This window comes from Psychromonas sp. KJ10-10 (genome assembly GCF_047323245.1).
Classification (GTDB): domain Bacteria; phylum Pseudomonadota; class Gammaproteobacteria; order Enterobacterales; family Psychromonadaceae; genus Psychromonas.
Map to the genome: position 1 here is coordinate 768,268 of NZ_CP178826.1, position 18,146 is coordinate 786,413.

An 18,146-nucleotide genomic window follows, 5' to 3' on the forward strand; every position below is an offset into this window, starting at 1 on the left:
TAAAGTAATTTAAAATAAAATGTTGACAAGGTTCAAGGTTAGCGTATTATACGCACCTCGCCGAAAGGCACGCTCTTTAACAATTTAATCAAACAATCTGTGTGAGCATTGATAGTAGATTTCAAAATAGTCCTTCGGGACAAAAAGAATCAATATCAATGACACACGAATTAATTCATTAATTCAGAATAACAGCTTGTTAACTATTTATAGTTGGCGAGAAGTTTTAGTCAGTAATATTGAGTCAGCATTCATTAGTAATAGTGATGCACATTAAACTTTAAATTGAAGAGTTTGATCATGGCTCAGATTGAACGCTGGCGGCAGGCTTAACACATGCAAGTCGAACGGTAACAGGAATAGCTTGCTATTCGCTGACGAGTGGCGGACGGGTGAGTAATGCTTGGGAACATGCCTTTACGTGGGGGACAACAGTTGGAAACGACTGCTAATACCGCATAATGTCTTCGGACCAAAGCAGGGGACCTTCGGGCCTTGCGCGTAAAGAGTGGCCCAAGTGGGATTAGCTAGTTGGTAAGGTAATGGCTTACCAAGGCAACGATCCCTAGTTGGTCTTAGAGGATGACCAGCCACACTGGAACTGAGACACGGTCCAGACTCCTACGGGAGGCGACAGTGGGGAATATTGCACAATGGGGAAACCCTGATGCGACCATGCCGCGTGTGTGAAGAAGGCTTTCGGGTTGTAAAGCACTTTCAGTGGGGAGGAAAGGGTATTAGTTAATAACTGATATCTGTGACGTTACCCACAGAAGAAGCACCGGCTAACTCCGTGCCAGCGTACCGCGGTAATACGGAGGGTGCGAGCGTTAATCGGAATTACTGGGCGTAAAGCGCGCGTAGGTGGTTAATTAAGTCAGATGTGAAAGCCCCGGGCTCAACCTGGGAACGGCATTTGAAACTGGTTAACTAGAGTTTTGTAGAGGGTGGTAGAATTTCAGGTGTAGCGGTGAAATGCGTAGAGATCTGAAGGAATACCAGTGGCGAAGGCGTCCACCTGGACAAAGACTGACACTGAGGCGCGAAGGCGTGGGGAGCAAACGGGATTAGATACCCCGGTAGTCCACGCAGTAAACGATGTCTATTAGAAGTTTGTGGCTATATGCCGTGGGTTTCAAAGCTAACGCATTAAATAGACCGCCTGGGGAGTACGGTCGCAAGGTTAAAACTCAAATGAATTGACGGGGGCCCGCACAAGCGGTGGAGCATGTGGTTTAATTCGATGCAACGCGAAGAACCTTACCATCCCTTGACATCCAGAGAATCACCAAGAGATTGATGAGTGCCTTCGGGAACTCTGAGACAGGTGCTTGCATGGCTGTCGTCAGCTCGTGTTGTGAAATGTTGGGTTAAGTCCCGCAACGAGCGCAACCCTTATCCTTACTTGCCAGCGGGTTATGCCGGGAACTTTAGGGAGACTGCCGGTGATAAACCGGAGGAAGGTGGGGACGACGTCAAGTCATCATGGCCCTTACGGGATGGGCTACACACGTGCTACAATGGCAAATACAAAGGGTTGCTAACCTGCGAGGGTATGCGAATCTCATAAAGTTTGTCGTAGTCCGGATCGGAGTCTGCAACTCGACTCCGTGAAGTTGGAATCGCTAGTAATCGTGGATCAGAATGCCACGGTGAATACGTTCCCGGGCCTTGTACACACCGCCCGTCACACCATGGGAGTGGGTCGCACCAGAAGTCATTAGCTTAACCTTTCGGGGATGGCGATGACCACGGTGTGGTTCATGACTGGGGTGAAGTCGTAACAAGGTAGCCCTAGGGGAACCTGGGGCTGGATCACCTCCTTACGTAAAGAAACTGCTATTAGTGCCCACACAGATTGTTTGATTAGAATGATAAAGCGCAGAAGAAGTCTTATGTCCCCATCGTCTAGAGGCCTAGGACACCGCCCTTTCACGGCGGTAACAGGGGTTCAAATCCCCTTGGGGATACCAACTTCTCTTGACGTAGAAAGATATTTTATAAGTACCAATACTTATAAAGTGCTTTTCTTTGAAACATAAGTAAACACTGCTCTTTAACAATTAGGAAAGCTGATAAAGTTCTTATTTATCGCACAATAACAATGACACTTAGGTGTTGATTGGTGTGGTAAATAAAACGAAATTTTACATTTCATTTATGAAATGTAAATTGTTCTCAGTATTTAAAATAACGTTTAAGTTAAGTTAGATACTGTAATCAAGCAAAATAAAAACAGCTGTAATTCACGTAAGTGATTTGCAGTTTGTACGTATCTACGAGTTAGTAATTTATTATTGATTCTAGGTGCACGAAAAACGTAAGTGTTTTTCATAGTAAAATATGAGGATCGCAAGCGTCTTGGAAACAACCTACAAACAATAATTATTTTAAAATTCTTAGAATTTGTATGGTTAAGTGAATAAGCGTGCACGGTGGATGCCTAGGCAATTAGAGGCGATGAAGGACGTGGTAATCTGCGATAAGTCCAGGGGAGTTGATAACAAGCGTTATATCCTGGAATCTCCGAATGGGGCAACCCGGCACTTAGTGTCATCTGTATGTGAATACATAGCATATGGAAGCGAACGAGGGGAACTGAAACATCTAAGTACCCTTAGGAAAAGAAATCAACCGAGATCCCGAAAGTAGCGGCGAGCGAAATCGGGCCAGCCCTTAAGCTAGATAAAAGTTAGTGGAATGCTCTGGAAAGTGCAACGGTACAAGGTGATAGTCCTGTACACAAAAACTTCTACTTAGTGAAAACGAGTAGGTCGGGACACGAGAAATCCTGACTGAATATGGGGGGACCATCCTCCAAGGCTAAATACTCCTAATTGACCGATAGTGAACCAGTACCGTGAGGGAAAGGCGAAAAGAACCCCTGTGAGGGGAGTGAAATAGAACCTGAAACCGTGTACGTACAAGCAGTAGGAGCCGACTTAGTTCGGTGACTGCGTACCTTTTGTATAATGGGTCAACGACTTAATTTCAGTAGCAAGGTTAACCATTTAGGGGAGCCGTAGGGAAACCGAGTCTTAACTGGGCGAATAGTTGCTGGGATTAGACCCGAAACTTGGTGATCTAGCCATGAGCAGGTTGAAGGTTGAGTAACATCAACTGGAGGACCGAACCCACTAATGTTGAAAAATTAGGGGATGACTTGTGGCTGGGGGTGAAAGGCCAATCAAACCAAGAGATAGCTGGTTCTCCTCGAAAGCTATTTAGGTAGCGCCTCATGTATCACTGTTGGGGGTAGAGCACTGTTTAGGCTAGGGGGTCATCCCGACTTACCAACCCTATGCAAACTCCGAATACCAACAAGTGCAATCATGGGAGACACACGGCGGGTGCTAACGTCCGTCGTGGAAAGGGAAACAACCCAGACCGCCAGCTAAGGTCCCAAAGTATATGTTAAGTGGGAAACGATGTGGAAAGGCTTAGACAGCTAGGATGTTGGCTTAGAAGCGACCATCATTTAAAGAAAGCGTAATAGCTCACTAGTCGAGTCGGTCTGCGCGGAAGATTTAACGGGGCTAAACATATCACCGAAGTCTGCGGACGCGTATTTATACGCGTGGTAGAGGAGCGTTCTGTAAGCCGTCGAAGGGAAAGGTGTAAACCATCCTGGAGGTATCAGAAGTGCGAATGTTGACATGAGTAACGATAAGGGAGGTGAAAAACCTCCCCGCCGGAAGACCAAGGGTTCCTGTCCAACGTTAATCGGGGCAGGGTGAGTCGACCCCTAAGGCGAGGCCGAAAGGCGTAGTCGATGGGAAACGGGTTAATATTCCCGTACCCTTTATTATTGCGATGGGAGGACGGAGAAGGCTAGGTGGGCCTGGCGATGGTTGTCCAGGTTCAAGTGTGTAGGTAGGTGACTTAGGTAAATCCGGGTCACTATATACTGAGACACGATGTCGAGGTACTAAGGTACTGAAGTCATCGATGCCATACTTCCAGGAAAAGTCTCTAAGCTTCAGATAATAAAGGATCGTACCCCAAACCGACACAGGTGGTCAGGTAGAGAATACCAAGGCGCTTGAGAGAACTCGGGTAAAGGAACTAGGCAAAATGGTACCGTAACTTCGGGAGAAGGTACGCCTTTGACGGTGATGAGACTTGCTCTCTAAGCTGTTAGAGGCCGAAGATACCAGATGGTCGCAACTGTTTATTAAAAACACAGCACTGTGCTAAATCGCAAGATGACGTATACGGTGTGACGCCTGCCCGGTGCCGGAAGGTTAATTGATGGGGTTAGACTTATGTCGAAGCTCTTGATCGAAGCCCCGGTAAACGGCGGCCGTAACTATAACGGTCCTAAGGTAGCGAAATTCCTTGTCGGGTAAGTTCCGACCTGCACGAATGGCGTAATGATGGCCATGCTGTCTCTACCCGAGACTCAGTGAAGTTGAAATCGCAGTGAAGATGCTGTGTACCCGCGACTAGACGGAAAGACCCCGTGAACCTTTACTACAGCTTAGCAGTGAACTTAGAGCCTACATGTGTAGGATAGGTGGGAGGCATTGAAGACAGGTCGCTAGATTTGTTGGAGCCAACCTTGAAATACCACCCTTGTATGTTTTGAGTTCTAACCATGGCCCCTGAATCGGGGTTTGGGACACTGTTTGGTGGGTAGTTTGACTGGGGCGGTCTCCTCCCAAAGCGTAACGGAGGAGTACGAAGGTTGGCTAATCACGGTCGGACATCGTGAGGTTAGTACAATGGTATAAGCCAGCTTAACTGCGAGACAGACACGTCGAGCAGGTACGAAAGTAGGTCATAGTGATCCGGTGGTTCTGAATGGAAGGGCCATCGCTCAACGGATAAAAGGTACTCCGGGGATAACAGGCTGATACCGCCCAAGAGTTCATATCGACGGCGGTGTTTGGCACCTCGATGTCGGCTCATCACATCCTGGGGCTGAAGTCGGTCCCAAGGGTATGGCTGTTCGCCATTTAAAGTGGTACGCGAGCTGGGTTTAGAACGTCGTGAGACAGTTCGGTCCCTATCTGCCGTGGGCGTTTGAGAATTGAGAGGAGGCTGCTCCTAGTACGAGAGGACCGGAGTGGACGAACCGCTGGTGTTCGGGTTGTCATGCCAATGGCATTGCCCGGTAGCTACGTTCGGAATCGATAACCGCTGAAAGCATCTAAGCGGGAAGCGAGCCTCAAGATGAGTTCTCACTGGAGATTTAATCTCCCTAAAGGGCCGTTGGAGACTACAACGTTGATAGGCAAGGTGTGTAAGTGCAGTAATGTATTGAGCTAACTTGTACTAATTACCCGTGAGGCTTAACCATACAAACTCTAAGCATTTTAAGTGTTAGAGATTGTTCCAAGACAACAATATATACGTTTGCGTAACATATTTTACGACATTGCAAAGATTAAAAGAATATTAGCTTTCTTAATTAAGTTTTCGTCTAGTGAATATAGCACTATGGTCCCACCTGATCCATTCCGAACTCAGAAGTGAAACGTGGTTGCGCCGATGGTAGTGTGGGGTTTCCCCATGTGAGAGTAGGTCATTGCTAGACACCTATTTAGAAAAAGGCCTGATAGAAATATCAGGCCTTTTTTGCTTTCTAGTGTTTGTGATAGTGGCCCTATCAACGTCAGGCAAAGTTGCACAATTCCAACCAACTTCCTTATGCCACTGGCATAAGTGTTTTTCTTCCATTCTCCACTGGACTAACGGACCTTGCTCTCCTTCCCATTGCGAGCTCAGGAGTGAAACACAGTTGCGCCGATGATAGTGTGGGGAAGGTTAAGAGCCTGCCGATCTGCTATTTCTCTTGGACAGAAAAAAAGGATTGATAACCCTTTTTGAGATGACTTTCTACTGTGGGTGCCCAGTGTAGGTAGGGATTGTTAGGGGCGAATTTTACGCTCGTATAGTGTCATTAGGTAGCAATGTTCCGTGGTATTATATAAATGATGACTTCTGGGCATAGGGGGCTTTACGGTGATCGTCTAGGCGAATTTAAACTCTGTAAAGTATTACGAGTGGGTAAAACTATGGGGCGTTGTAGGTTTATAAAAGCTAAGCAATTATGACTCACCTTCAAACATCATACTTATTAAACCTTCTCTTAGCGCGCCATTAGATGGAGCAATGTGTTCTATATCTAGGCACTCGAATAAAGCGATTAAAATAGCTAATCCACTTGCGAATACAGGTTTTCTTGATTCTTCTAACCCTTCGATATTAAGCGTCTGTATTTGTTCTGAATCGATACATTGTTGTTTAATTTTGTATAGTAATTCAAGTGTTAAGCTTTTATCTAATTGTTGTACATTATTGACTTCTTTTATAGCTTGTATAGTGCCAGAGGCTCCCATACAAAGTTTCCAGCTAGCTTTTTTATATGATTTTATGTGTGGTTGAATGACATCTTTGGCTTGTTTTATAGCATTATTAAAATTTTCTAAAGAAAGTTTTTGTTCAGGAAAATAATCTTTTAACCAAGTTACACAACCCATGTGTAAACTCTCTGCTTTAATAATATCTTTGCCTTTACCTATTATTAGTTCTGTACTTGCACCACCAATATCTATAATCAACATTTGTTGTTTATTTTTTGTAGTAAAAGTAACACCTTGGTAAATTATTTTGGCTTCTTCTATGCCGGAAATAAGATTGATTGGATATTTTAAGATGTTTTCTGCTTGCTGGATAAACTGCTGATTATTTACGGCTAAACGTAATGCGGCTGTTGCAGTAATTAACACCTTATGAGGATTAATTTGCTCTAATTGTTCACGGAAGCTTTTTAGACAATGTAAACCATTGTTAATTGTTTCTTGATTTAAATAGTTATTTTGATCAAGTCCCGATGCAAGCCTTACTTTTTGTTTGTTTTTTGAAAATACGCTAAAACCATCTTCTGTTTTTATCACTGTTAGCATATGAAAACTGTTTGATCCAAGATCTATGATGGTATAGCGTTTATCTGTCATTTCTTAATTACTTGTTATCGTTTGTGACTACGGTGAAAATTGTCTTTGCGGTTGTTAGGGCGACTATTATGCGCTTTAAATTTGCTCACTTTCATTACAGGTAATGAATCAAGCAATGCATCTTTATCATATTCACTAACAGGTATTGTGTGTTTAATATATTCTTCGATTGCAGGAAGATTAAAGACGTATTTTTCGCAGGCAAGTGTGATAGCTAATCCAGTTTGTCCTGCTCGACCTGTTTCTACCTATTCTATGAACATAATCTTCGCAATCATCGGGTAAATCATAATTAAATACATGTGATACTTTAGGGATATGTAATCCACGAGCGACAACATCTGTTGCGACTAATATATCTACTTCACCATCAGTAAACTGCTTTAAAACTTTTTCGCGTTTTTTCTGTGGTACATCACCGGTCAATAAACCTGCACGTAATCCGTCGCCTGCTAAATAACCCCATACTTTTTCACAAGCATGTTTAGTGTTAGCAAATACAATGGCTTTTTCTGGCCACTCATCTTCCATCAGAGTGAGTAGTAATAACATTTTATCTTCATTTGAAGGATAAAAAAGCTCTTCAGTAATATTTTCTGAGGTCATTTTTTCAGGTTCAATCTGAATATGCTCAGGATCATTCATTTGTTCAAAGGCTAATTCTTGAACTTTATGTGATAGCGTAGCTGAAAATAGCATATTTAAACGTTGTGTTGCAGGTGGCATACGTCTGAACAGGTAACGAATATCTTTAATAAAGCCTAGGTCAAACATACGATCGGCTTCATCCAAGACGACACTTTGAATTGACTCAAGGTTTATAACACCTTGTTTTACAAAGTCGATTATTCGACCCGTTGTACCAATTAAAATATCTACGCCTTTTTCGAGTTTATTAAGTTGAATTTCAACTTTTTCACCCCCATATGCTAAACCAAGGCGTATGTTAGTGCTTTGAGAAAGTATCACTGCGTCTTTATGAATTTGAATTGCAAGTTCACGCGTCGGAGCTAATATAATGGCCCGAGGTTGATTCTTGCGGCGATTTTCAGGTGCATTATTTGTCAATAGATGATGAAAAACTGCCGGTAAAAACGCTAATGTTTTACCTGTTCCTGTTTGTGCTTGACCTGCAATATCTTTCCCTTATAGGGTGATAGGCAGTGACAGTGCTTGAATAGGTGTGCAGAATTCATAACCTTGATCAGTTAGGCCTGAAATGAGACTCTTCTCTAAGGGAAGGTCTGCAAATTTTACTTGAGTTAGATGTGTTTTATTCATTTGCAGAGCATAACAGTTTATACTTGTAATAAGTATTGAGATCGATTCAAATAATGAAAATTAATTTTACTATATTCATGATATAGTAACTATTTACTAGTTAATTCCTTCTGGAGAAAAAATGAGCGAAAATATCGTAACTTTAAGTGATGCAAGTTTTGATGAAGATGTCGTTAATGCTTCTGGCCCTGTTTTAGTCGATTTTTGGGCTGAATGGTGCGGACCTTGTAAAATGATCGCGCCTATTCTTAGCGAAGTTGCTACTGAATATGAGGGTAAAGTTACTATCGGTAAATTAAATATAGATGAGAATAGTGCAACTCCACCTAAATTTGGTATTCGTGGCATCCCAACATTACTGTTATTTAAAGATGGTAAAGTAGTCGCAACTAAAGTCGGTGCGTTATCTAAAAGCCAACTTGTCGAATTTTTAGACGCAAATATCTAAAAATATCTATCAGATTGTACATCTTGTGATCTACAACGTGTACAATCTGGACTATTGCAAATTTTAATGCTACCTTTACGTACAAAATATAAACAAACCTATTCTTAACATTTCATTATTCACTCACATCAAATCAGATTACCTAAAAAACTTATGAATCTAACTGAATTAAAAACACTCCTGTACACAAGCTTGTAAAACTTGGTGAATCACAAGGGCTAGAAAATTTAGCTCGCCTAAGAAAACAAGATATTATTTTTGCTATATTAAAAGCACACGCTAAAAGTGGTGAAGATATTTTCGGCGCTGGTGTATTAGAGATATTACAAGATGGCTTCGGTTTCTTACGTAGCTCTGATAGTTCGTATTTAGCAGGCCCGGATGATATTTATATCTCTCCTAGTCAAATTCGTCGCTTTAATTTACGAACGGGTGATAGTGTAGAAGGTAAAATACGACCGCCTAAAGATGGTGAACGTTATTTTGCATTGTTAAAAATCAATCAAGTTAACTTCGACAAACCAGAAAGCTCCCGCAATAAAATACTCTTCGAAAATTTAACTCCTATTCACCCTGATGAACGCTTACGATTAGAAAGTGGCTCTGGTAGCACAGAAGATATTACTGCGCGAATTCTTGATCTCGTTTCACCGATTGGTAAAGGTCAACGTGGTTTGATTGTTGCTCCGCCAAAAGCGGGTAAAACAATGCTATTACAAAATATTGCTCAGAGTATTAGTATTAATCACCCTGACGCAGAATTAATTGTTTTGCTTATCGATGAGCGTCCTGAAGAAGTAACAGAGATGAGTCGTTTGGTACGTGGTGAAGTGGTTGCTTCTACCTTCGATGAGCCAGCTAGCCGACATGTGCAAGTTGCTGAAATGGTTATTGAAAAAGCTAAGCGATTAGTTGAGCATAAAAAAGATGTTATTATTTTATTAGACTCAATTACACGACTAGCACGTGCCTATAATACGGTTGTACCAAGTTCAGGTAAAGTACTAACAGGTGGTGTTGATGCAAATGCTTTACATCGCCCTAAACGTTTCTTTGGTCTTGCGCGTAATGTTGAAGAAGGTGGCAGTTTAACTATTCTTGCAACTGCTCTGATTGATACAGGTTCTAAGATGGACGAAGTAATATACGAAGAATTTAAAGGAACAGGTAATTCTGAAATCCATTTAAATCGTAAATTATCTGAGAAACGTACTTACCCTGCAATTGATATTACGCGTTCAGGTACTCGTCGCGAAGAATTATTAACTAAAGCAGATGAATTACAACGCATGTGGATCCTACGTAAGATTCTTCATCCTATGGGTGAAATTGGTGCCACAGAGTTTATGATTGATAAGCTTGGATTAAGTAAAACAAATGATGATTTCTTTGATGCGATGAAGAATCAAAAAGCAAAATAAACTAACCTGTTTTGCCGTATGATAACGCTACTTTTATGTAGCGTTTTTTTATCTGTTTTTAGGTGGTTATTAATATGAAATTTGATGATTTACGTGATTTTATAACACAGCTTGAAGAGAAAGGCTTATTAAAGCGTATTAAACAAGAAATTGATCCTGAATTAGAGATGACTGAGATTTCAGATCGCACCTTAAGAGCAGGTGGCCCTGCATTATTGTTTGAAAATCCCAAAGGTAGCGATATACCTGTATTGACCAATTTGTTTGGTACGACTGAGCGCGTTGCCATGGCGATGGGTAAAGAAAAGGTTTCTCAGTTGCGCGAAGTTGGGCAATGGTTAGCTTATTTAAAAGAGCCCGAGCCACCTAAAGGCATTAAAGCTTTATGGGAAAAGCTACCTATTTTTAAACAAGTTTTAAACATGCCTACAAAAACCATGGCGAAACCTGCTTGTCAGGAAGTAGTGATGCAGGGTGATGAGGTTGATCTGACAAAATTACCAATAATGACTTGTTGGCCAGGTGATGTTGCTCCGCTAATTACATGGGGCCTTACAATCACCCGTGGCCCTTATAAAAAGCGTCAGAATTTAGGTATTTATCGACAACAATTAATTGCTAAAAATAAAATAATCATGCGTTGGTTATCGCATCGAGGTGGTGCCATTGATTTCCAACAATGGCAAGAAGCAAATCCAGGAAAACCATTTCCCGTTTCTGTGGCCTTAGGTGCTGATCCTGCTACTATTTTAGGTGCAGTTACACCAATTCCTGATGGTTTATCAGAGTATGCCTTTGCGGGGTTGTTGCGTGGTTCTCGTACTAAGGTAGCTAAAAGCCTCTCTAATGATTTAGACGTACCTGCCACAGCAGAAATTATTTTAGAAGGTTATTTACAACCGGGTGAGTTAGCACCGGAAGGGCCCTATGGGGATCATACTGGTTACTATAATGAAGTTGATGATTTTCAGGTAATGACGGTGACGCATGTGACAACACGTGAAAAACCGATATATCATAGTACTTACACAGGACGCCCACCCGATGAGCCTGCTATTTTAGGGGTTGCTTTGAATGAAGTTTTTGTGCCAATTTTGCAAAAACAATTCCCTGAAATCGTCGATTTTTATTTACCACCTGAAGGTTGCTCATACCGTATGGCAGTGGTTTCTATTAAGAAACGTTACCCTGGCCATGCTAAGAGAGTGATGTTAGGTATTTGGTCATTCCTACGTCAATTTATGTATACCAAATTTATTATTGTTTGTGATGATGATGTGAATGTACGTGATTGGAATGATGTTATGTGGGCGATAACAACACGTATGGATCCTGCTCGCGATACGACGATGGTGGAGCACACTCCAATTGATTACCTTGACTTTGCATCACCAGTTTCCGGCTTAGGTTCAAAAATGGGGCTTGATGCGACTAATAAATGGTCTGGTGAATCCGATAGAGAATGGGGTGTACCTATTGTTATGGATGATAAAGTCAAAAATAAAATTGATTCAATTTGGCAAGAGTTAGATATTGTGCAGATTGAATCATAACGGGTATAATTGTTACTAGTTTGTTAATTCTTCTATTTTTAAAGAGAGATAAATGTCTATTGTTACTTGCAAAGTAAGCTCAATTGAAAAATTAAATGATTTTTTATATCGTATTTTTTTAAACCCTCAAGAAACTGTCACCTATAAGGCGGGACAGTATGTTTCAGTGGTTATGGGTGAAAAAGATAAACGTCACTTTTCAATTGCTAACGCACCGGGTGCGGAATTGATTGAATTACATATTGGAGCTACGCCTGAAAATGGTTATGCAATGCAAGTAATTGAAAAGATGCAGACAGAAGGCCAAGTTGAAGTAGAAATTGCCAATGGTGATGCCTATTTGCGAGATACTTCAACCCGACCTATTATTTTAATGGCAGGCGGAACGGGTTTCTCCTATGTGAAATCTATTCTGGAAGATATTGTTGCCAAAGAATTAGCTAATCCTGTTTATTTATACTGGGGTGTTAAAGAATACTCTCATTTTTATTTTCAAGATGAAGCTTCTAGCTGGGCGAAAGCACATCAAAATATTCATTTTCACCCTGTTGTTGAATTACCAGAAGCAGAATGGCAAGGTCATCAAGGTTATGTTCATCAATCGGTGTTGAATGATTTCCCTGACCTGAGTGAATTTGATATATATGTTGTAGGACGTTTTGAAATGGCAAAAGTAGCTCGAGAAGACTTTGTTAAACAAAATGCATCCATTGAAAACATTTATGGTGATGCCTTTGCTTTTATCTAATAAGGCATAGTTTTTATATGGCGTCCTCTACAGAGAATTCATCTGAATTAACACTGATGCAGTCTGTTGATAAACTGTTCCTAAGATTTTTAGTGGGTAAAAGTAAAATCTATAAAGAGGAAGAGTATAACGATGGCTTAGCTGATGCAGAGCTAGAAGAAGCACAATCGGCTTCTACCGGTGAATCTGCAGAGGATGGATGGAATAAACGCATTCTGTTAGATGTTGAAAAAGAACGAGTGATGAAAGTAAAGGCAGATAAGCGCATTGAAGATAAGCGTAATGCACTTTTAACTCGTTATTTTCAACAATCCTTGCTTAAAATGATTAATAGCAAGCTTGAAAATACCGATACTGTTATTTTAGAGCAGTTACAGTTGCGCGATAGCACCGTTGAGTTAATAAAAAAATTATTAGCCGGTGAACCCCGTTATTCAGTTTTAGCATCACTTTTGAACAGTAATGTCGGTACACGTAATCGCTTGCTTTCATTGGTAGATAGTGAAGACTTTATGTTAATGCTAGGACGTTCGCCAAGGAAAGTCCGTGATATACAAAGTGCCATTGGTTTAATTGGTACAGATATTTTACGTTATTTAGTGCCAGCTATTCTATTTAAGTATCGCATTAATGCCTACAGTCACCACAATGCATTATTTGCAAGAAAGCTATGGCGTTATGAAATGACCTTAGGGCAAACCTGTTGTGCTTTAATGCGGCTGGATAATTATCGACGTCCCTATGAAGGTATGTTGTTATCAGCTATGGTCAATTTTGCATACGTTGCGAGTTATCAACAATATCTGAGTTCTTTTGAGGTTGTCCGTAACGCTTATTTAGATCAAGCACGTGAAAAAGGTGAGAAAAATAAGCACGATTTTTTCTATGATATTCAAACAGACTCTGCCTCGTTGCAGGCATTACTTGTTTCTCAATCTAGTTTAAAATTAAGCCTGACACTTTCAGAAGCATTATTTTCAAAATCATTTCCCCATTTAGTGAATGCACTAAGAGAAGAAGTGAGCCTTGTTCCTTTCCAGGAACGTAGCAAGATAGGCCAAGTTTTATTTAAAGCGGTACGTTTTGCTAAGTTTGACCAACTCCGTGCTTCTCGTTTATTTAAAAGTCGCATGGCTTGAAGATTATCTTGAAGCTTCGCATATCGATACAAGCACATATAAAGGGTTAGTGCGTCAGGAATTGTTTCGTTTCAAACCTATTTGGTAATTAGCCATAAAGCAGGTAAAATACGCCATCCATTTTTCAGAGAAAGACATAATGCCAACTTCATCCGATAGATTTAGTGATATTCGCCCTTATAATGATGCTGAGATCCAACCTGCGATCCAGCGTGTTATTAATAATGATGAATTTATCGATGCGATTGTTAGCTTCCGCTTTTCTAAAATTGCTAAATTTACAGGTTTTCTATTAAAACCCTTATTACGCCGTTATTTTTTATATAAATGGGGCTCAATAAATAGTATCGATGAAATGCAACGGGTTGTTGGTAGCTACATGCAACACATGATTGATTCAACCACTACCAAGTTTACTTATTCTGGTCTTGAGAATTTAGATGCTAATAAAAACTATTTATTTGTATCAAACCATCGAGATATTGCAATGGATCCTTCATTTGTAAATTGGGCGCTTTTTTCTGAAAACTTTAAGACAGTGCGTATAGCAATTGGAGATAATCTGCTGAGTAAACCTTTTACTTCAGATTTAATGCGTATGAATAAAAGCTTTATCGTTAAACGTGCTTTAAAAGCGCCACGTGAAATGATGAAAGCGGTCTTACAACTTTCAGATTATATTTTTACTTCATTACAAAATGATAGCAGTATTTGGATTGCCCAGCGTGAAGGTCGAGCAAAGGATGGCTTTGATAAAACTGAGCCTGCTATTGTTAAAATGTTTTATATGCATGGTAAAAAGAGCAAAATAGCTTTTAATGAATATATTAAACAATTAAATATTGTCCCAGTTGCTGTTTCCTATGAATTTGATCCCTGTGATAGGCATAAAGCTAAAGAGCTTTATGATAAAGCACAAACAGGCGAATATAAAAAATCAGAGTTTGAAGATATCGAAAGTATTGTGTCGGGCATTGTTGGCCAAAAAGGGCATGTGCATGTTGCTTTTGGTAAAGTCCTTGACTCAGATTTTGACAACCCTGAACAAGTCGCATTAGCCATTGATGAGCAGATTTATCAAAACTATTACTTACATCCTTCTAATTTTATTGCCGCGAATAAAAAGTTAGATAGTGTTAAAGAAGTTGATAAAAAACGATTCGAAAAGCACTTGCAAAATATTGGTCCTGAGCTTCGTGAAACTGTGCTAAAAATGTATGCAAACCCTACTAATAATAGCCTTTGCCAGTAAAATTCCTCAATATTAAAGCAATCAGTTTTTGTTATGCACATTCGCTTTTTTCAAAAAAATGCGTTATTTGTCACAATTGGATCGTATCTTATTGAATCATAAGGTACGTTCTATTATTTATGTTACAGTGCCTTTTTTAGCTAAAACTACTAACAGAGTTATCCACAGCCTTGTCCTGCACCGAAAGTGAATAGACACTTACCTTTTGTTGTAGAAAAACCATTCTTTACTCTTCAATAATTCAATTTTTAAACTAATTTTCTTTAAGTTTTACAAATTGCTGAACTTTGCATCTTGAATGGTAACGGGTATATAATCCTCTGCTATTTGTAACTACAGAGTATTGAACCGATGGTGACTATCCCTGAAAATCCTTTTGTACTTGTTGATGGCTCATCCTATCTATACCGTGCATTTTCTCTCCTCCTCATTTAACCAATTCAGCTGGCGAAGCAACAGGGGCTGTTTATGGTGTAGTAAACATGCTGAAAAGTCTGATGCGTCAATTTAATCCTTCGCATATTGTGGTGGTGTTTGATGCAAAGGGGAAAACTTTCCGTGATGATATGTATACTGAATACAAGGCGAATCGCCCTAGTATGCCAGATGATTTACGCAGTCAAATTGCGCCATTACACGCAGTTATCAAAGCGATGGGATTACCTATTCTGATAGTTGATGGTGTTGAAGCTGATGATGTGATTGGCACGTTAGCAAAACAGGCCAGTGAGAAAGGCATTACAACCTTAATCAGCACTGGTGATAAAGACATGGCGCGACTGGTCAATGAAAATACTTTACTGATTAATACCATGACAAACACTGTGATGGATGTTGCTGGTGTCAATGAAAAATTCGGTATTCCACCTGAGTTAATAATTGACTACCTTGCGTTAATGGGAGATAAGGTTGATAACATTCCTGGCGTGCCTGGTGTCGGAGAAAAGACAGCCCTAGCTATGTTGCAGGGTATTGGCTCGATGGATGATATTTATCATAACTTAGAAAAATTAGCGCCCTTAGGGTTCCGTGGTAGCAAAACCATGGCTAAAAAAATGGCTGACAATGAAGAAATGGCGCGATTGTCTTATTTGTTAGCAACCATCAAATTAGATGTGCCACTTTCTGTTAGTTACGAAGACTTTATTGTTGGTGAGCAAGATAACGATGAACTGATTAAGTTATTTGGACAACTAGAGTTTAGACGTTGGCTGGTCGCACTACTTGATGGCGGGAAGGTTTTTGAAACAGCTTCTGCTACTTCTGCTGGTTCAACGATTGAAACCACAGAGGGCGAAAATATCGCGATAGTGAGTGATACCCAAATTGATCGCAGTAGTTATAAAACTATTTATACTCAAGGGCGACTTAAGCAACTGATGAAAAAGCTTGAAGCTAGTGAACTCTTTGCGATTGATACTGAGACAACCAGTATTGATTACATGCAAGCACAGCTTGTTGGTTTTTCATTTGCGATTCAAACCAACTCAGGTAGCGATGACAAACCTGAAATTGAAGCGGTTTATTTACCACTTGCACATGATTATATCGATGCGCCTCAACAATTAGACTTTGATGCTACCTTAGCCACATTAAAACCACTGCTAGAAAGTGAAAATCATAAAAAAGTCGGTCAGAACTTAAAATATGATCGTAGTGTATTACTTAATCATGGTATCGAGTTAAAAGGTATTCAGTTTGATACCATGCTTGAATCTTATATCGTAGATAGTACCGGCAAGCATAATATGGATGCGCTCGCACTTAAGTATTTAGATCATAAGTGTATTGCCTTTGAAGATGTCGCTGGCAAGGGTAAAAAACAGCTTACCTTTAATCAAATTAGCATTAAAGAGGCAACTCCATACAGCTGCTGAAGATGCGGATATCACGTTACGTTTACATCTAGAGTTATACCCACGACTACAAGAGTCTGAAACTCTACTCACTCTTTTTAATGAGATTGAATTACCTTTATTAACTGTACTTTCTGATATTGAACGTGGCGGGGTAGAAATCGACAGTGATCTGCTTTCAGTACAAAGTGGCGAAATTGCAAAACGCTTATTAGAAATAGAAGAACTTGCTTATCAAGAAGCGGGTAAACCTTTTAATTTAAGTTCGCCAAAGCAATTGCAAACTATTTTGTTTGAGGAATTAAATCTACCTGTCTTAAAGAAAACTCCTAAGGGAGCTCCTTCTACAGCAGAAGAGGTATTAGTCGACTTAGCGGAAACCTATCCTTTACCTAAATTAATTATTGAGCATCGTGGGTTAAGTAAACTTAAATCTACTTATACCGACAAATTACCAAAAATGGTGAATCAAAAAACAGGTCGAGTGCATACCTCATACCACCAGGCCGTGACGGTAACAGGACGTTTATCTTCAAGCGATCCAAACCTGCAAAATATTCCTATTCGTAGTGCTGAAGGTCGTCGAATTCGTCAAGCTTTCATTGCTCCTAAGGGATATAAAATAGTGGTCGCCGATTATAGCCAAATTGAGTTAAGAATTATGGCGCATTTATCGCAAGATAAAGGCCTGCTAGATGCCTTCTCACAGGGTGTAGATATTCATAAAGCAACGGCTGCAGAAGTTTTCTCTGTGCCTCTTGAAGAGGTGACGGTAGATCAACGTCGTAGTGCAAAAGCAATTAACTTTGGTCTTATCTATGGCATGAGTGCTTTTGGTCTTGCGAAACAGTTGAATATTGCACGTCATGATGCTCAAGTTTATATGGATAAATATTTTCATCGTTATCCTGGTGTACTGACCTATATGGAAGACACTCGTACCATTGCCAAAGAACAGGGCTATGTAGAAACAATTTTAGGACGTCGTTTACAGTTACCAAATATTAATTCTCGCAATGGTATGCTAAAAAAAGCATCAGAACGTCGTTGCCATTAATGCGCCAATGCAAGAACTGCGGCTGATATCATTAAAAAAGCCATGATAGATATGGCTAGTTGGGTTAAACAGCAACCAGAAGGTAATGTACAACTCTTAATGCAAGTACACGATGAATTGATTTTTAGTATTAAAGAAGAATATGTTGAATCTTATACCAAAGAAATTCAAACCATTATGGCTGGCGCGACAAAACTAGATGTGCCGTTAATTGCAGATGCTGGAATGGGGGATAATTGGGATGAGGCACATTAGTCAATAACTAAAAAGAAAGTGTAAAAATTATTTTGAATAAATTTGAACTTATTAATTAAGTAACGGACTAATAATTTAAGAACACGTTAATTTCATGTTTTCTTCCTTAGCTTTTTCCTCCATCCAGCTTGCTGTTTGGAGGTTTTTTTGCCTTTTTTCTGGAATTCTTTTTTT

Annotated in this window: 7 protein-coding genes, 1 tRNA gene, 3 rRNA genes and 3 pseudogenes; 12 read left to right on the forward strand and 2 right to left on the reverse strand. The window is 40.1% G+C overall.

Annotation, left to right across the window (positions count from 1 at the left end):
• Window positions 1-282 precede the first annotated feature (282 nt).
• The 4 genes from ACLKMH_RS04480 to rrf all read left to right on the forward strand — a co-directional run bounded on the left by ACLKMH_RS04480 (window position 283) and on the right by rrf (window position 5,539).
• Window positions 283-1,826 (forward strand): 16S ribosomal RNA (locus ACLKMH_RS04480).
• 71 nt (window positions 1,827-1,897) lie between these two features.
• Window positions 1,898-1,973: transfer RNA gene (locus ACLKMH_RS04485), tRNA-Glu, on the forward strand.
• A 439-nt stretch (window positions 1,974-2,412) separates the two neighbouring features.
• Window positions 2,413-5,302 (forward strand): 23S ribosomal RNA (locus ACLKMH_RS04490).
• A 122-nt stretch (window positions 5,303-5,424) separates the two neighbouring features.
• A 5S ribosomal RNA gene (gene rrf, locus ACLKMH_RS04495) occupies window positions 5,425-5,539 on the forward strand.
• The 16S, 23S and 5S rRNA genes sit together here with 1 tRNA gene alongside, the layout of an rRNA operon.
• 514 nt (window positions 5,540-6,053) lie before the next feature.
• Here rrf and ACLKMH_RS04500 read toward each other — a convergent pair.
• Window positions 6,054-6,962: a guanosine pentaphosphatase gene (locus tag ACLKMH_RS04500; protein WP_413701027.1), complete on the reverse strand. Its 909-nt coding sequence runs from the start codon at window positions 6,960-6,962 to the stop codon at window positions 6,054-6,056.
• A gap of 14 nt (window positions 6,963-6,976) precedes the next feature.
• Window positions 6,977-8,243: pseudogene (rhlB, locus tag ACLKMH_RS04505) on the reverse strand (ATP-dependent RNA helicase RhlB).
• 121 nt (window positions 8,244-8,364) lie between these two features.
• On the opposite strand from rhlB, the gene trxA reads away from it, so the two are divergent.
• The 8 genes and pseudogenes from trxA (at window position 8,365) to ACLKMH_RS04545 (ending at window position 17,972) form a co-directional block, all read left to right on the forward strand.
• Window positions 8,365-8,691, forward strand: coding sequence for a thioredoxin TrxA (trxA, locus tag ACLKMH_RS04510; protein WP_413701028.1), 327 nt, complete (start codon window positions 8,365-8,367; stop codon window positions 8,689-8,691).
• Window positions 8,692-8,844: 153 nt separating this feature from the next.
• Window positions 8,845-10,112: pseudogene (gene rho / locus ACLKMH_RS04515) on the forward strand (transcription termination factor Rho).
• A 74-nt stretch (window positions 10,113-10,186) separates the two neighbouring features.
• Window positions 10,187-11,665 carry a 4-hydroxy-3-polyprenylbenzoate decarboxylase gene (gene ubiD / locus ACLKMH_RS04520; RefSeq protein WP_413701029.1) on the forward strand — a complete coding sequence of 493 codons (1,479 nt, stop codon included), beginning with the start codon at window positions 10,187-10,189 and terminating at the stop codon, window positions 11,663-11,665.
• Between the two features lie 52 nt (window positions 11,666-11,717).
• Window positions 11,718-12,413: an NAD(P)H-flavin reductase gene (gene fre / locus ACLKMH_RS04525; protein WP_413701030.1), complete on the forward strand. Its 696-nt coding sequence runs from the start codon at window positions 11,718-11,720 to the stop codon at window positions 12,411-12,413.
• A 17-nt stretch (window positions 12,414-12,430) separates the two neighbouring features.
• On the forward strand, window positions 12,431-13,552 hold the full coding sequence (locus ACLKMH_RS04530; protein WP_413701031.1) for an HDOD domain-containing protein: 1,122 nt from the start codon (window positions 12,431-12,433) through the stop codon (window positions 13,550-13,552).
• Between the two features lie 139 nt (window positions 13,553-13,691).
• Complete coding sequence (locus ACLKMH_RS04535) at window positions 13,692-14,804, forward strand: 1-acyl-sn-glycerol-3-phosphate acyltransferase (protein ID WP_413701032.1); 1,113 nt, start codon at window positions 13,692-13,694, stop codon at window positions 14,802-14,804.
• A 482-nt stretch (window positions 14,805-15,286) separates the two neighbouring features.
• The gene (locus tag ACLKMH_RS04540) at window positions 15,287-16,681 is read left to right on the forward strand and encodes a 5'-3' exonuclease H3TH domain-containing protein (protein ID WP_413701033.1); all 1,395 of its coding nucleotides are present in this window, start codon (window positions 15,287-15,289) and stop codon (window positions 16,679-16,681) included.
• Window positions 16,605-17,972 (forward strand): annotated as a pseudogene (locus ACLKMH_RS04545) (DNA polymerase). The gene ACLKMH_RS04540 and the pseudogene ACLKMH_RS04545 overlap by 77 nt, the downstream one beginning before the upstream one ends.
• Window positions 17,973-18,146: the final 174 nt, after the last annotated feature.

Coding starts and splice junctions, on each gene's coding strand:
- ubiD (WP_413701029.1), top strand. CDS start 10,187: ATGAAATTTGATGATTTACGTGATTTTATAACACAGCTTGAAGAGAAA.
- ACLKMH_RS04535 (WP_413701032.1), top strand. CDS start 13,692: ATGCCAACTTCATCCGATAGATTTAGTGATATTCGCCCTTATAATGAT.
- fre (WP_413701030.1), top strand. CDS start 11,718: ATGTCTATTGTTACTTGCAAAGTAAGCTCAATTGAAAAATTAAATGAT.
- trxA (WP_413701028.1), top strand. CDS start 8,365: ATGAGCGAAAATATCGTAACTTTAAGTGATGCAAGTTTTGATGAAGAT.
- ACLKMH_RS04500 (WP_413701027.1), bottom strand. CDS start 6,962: ATGACAGATAAACGCTATACCATCATAGATCTTGGATCAAACAGTTTT.
- ACLKMH_RS04530 (WP_413701031.1), top strand. CDS start 12,431: ATGGCGTCCTCTACAGAGAATTCATCTGAATTAACACTGATGCAGTCT.
- ACLKMH_RS04540 (WP_413701033.1), top strand. CDS start 15,287: ATGCTGAAAAGTCTGATGCGTCAATTTAATCCTTCGCATATTGTGGTG.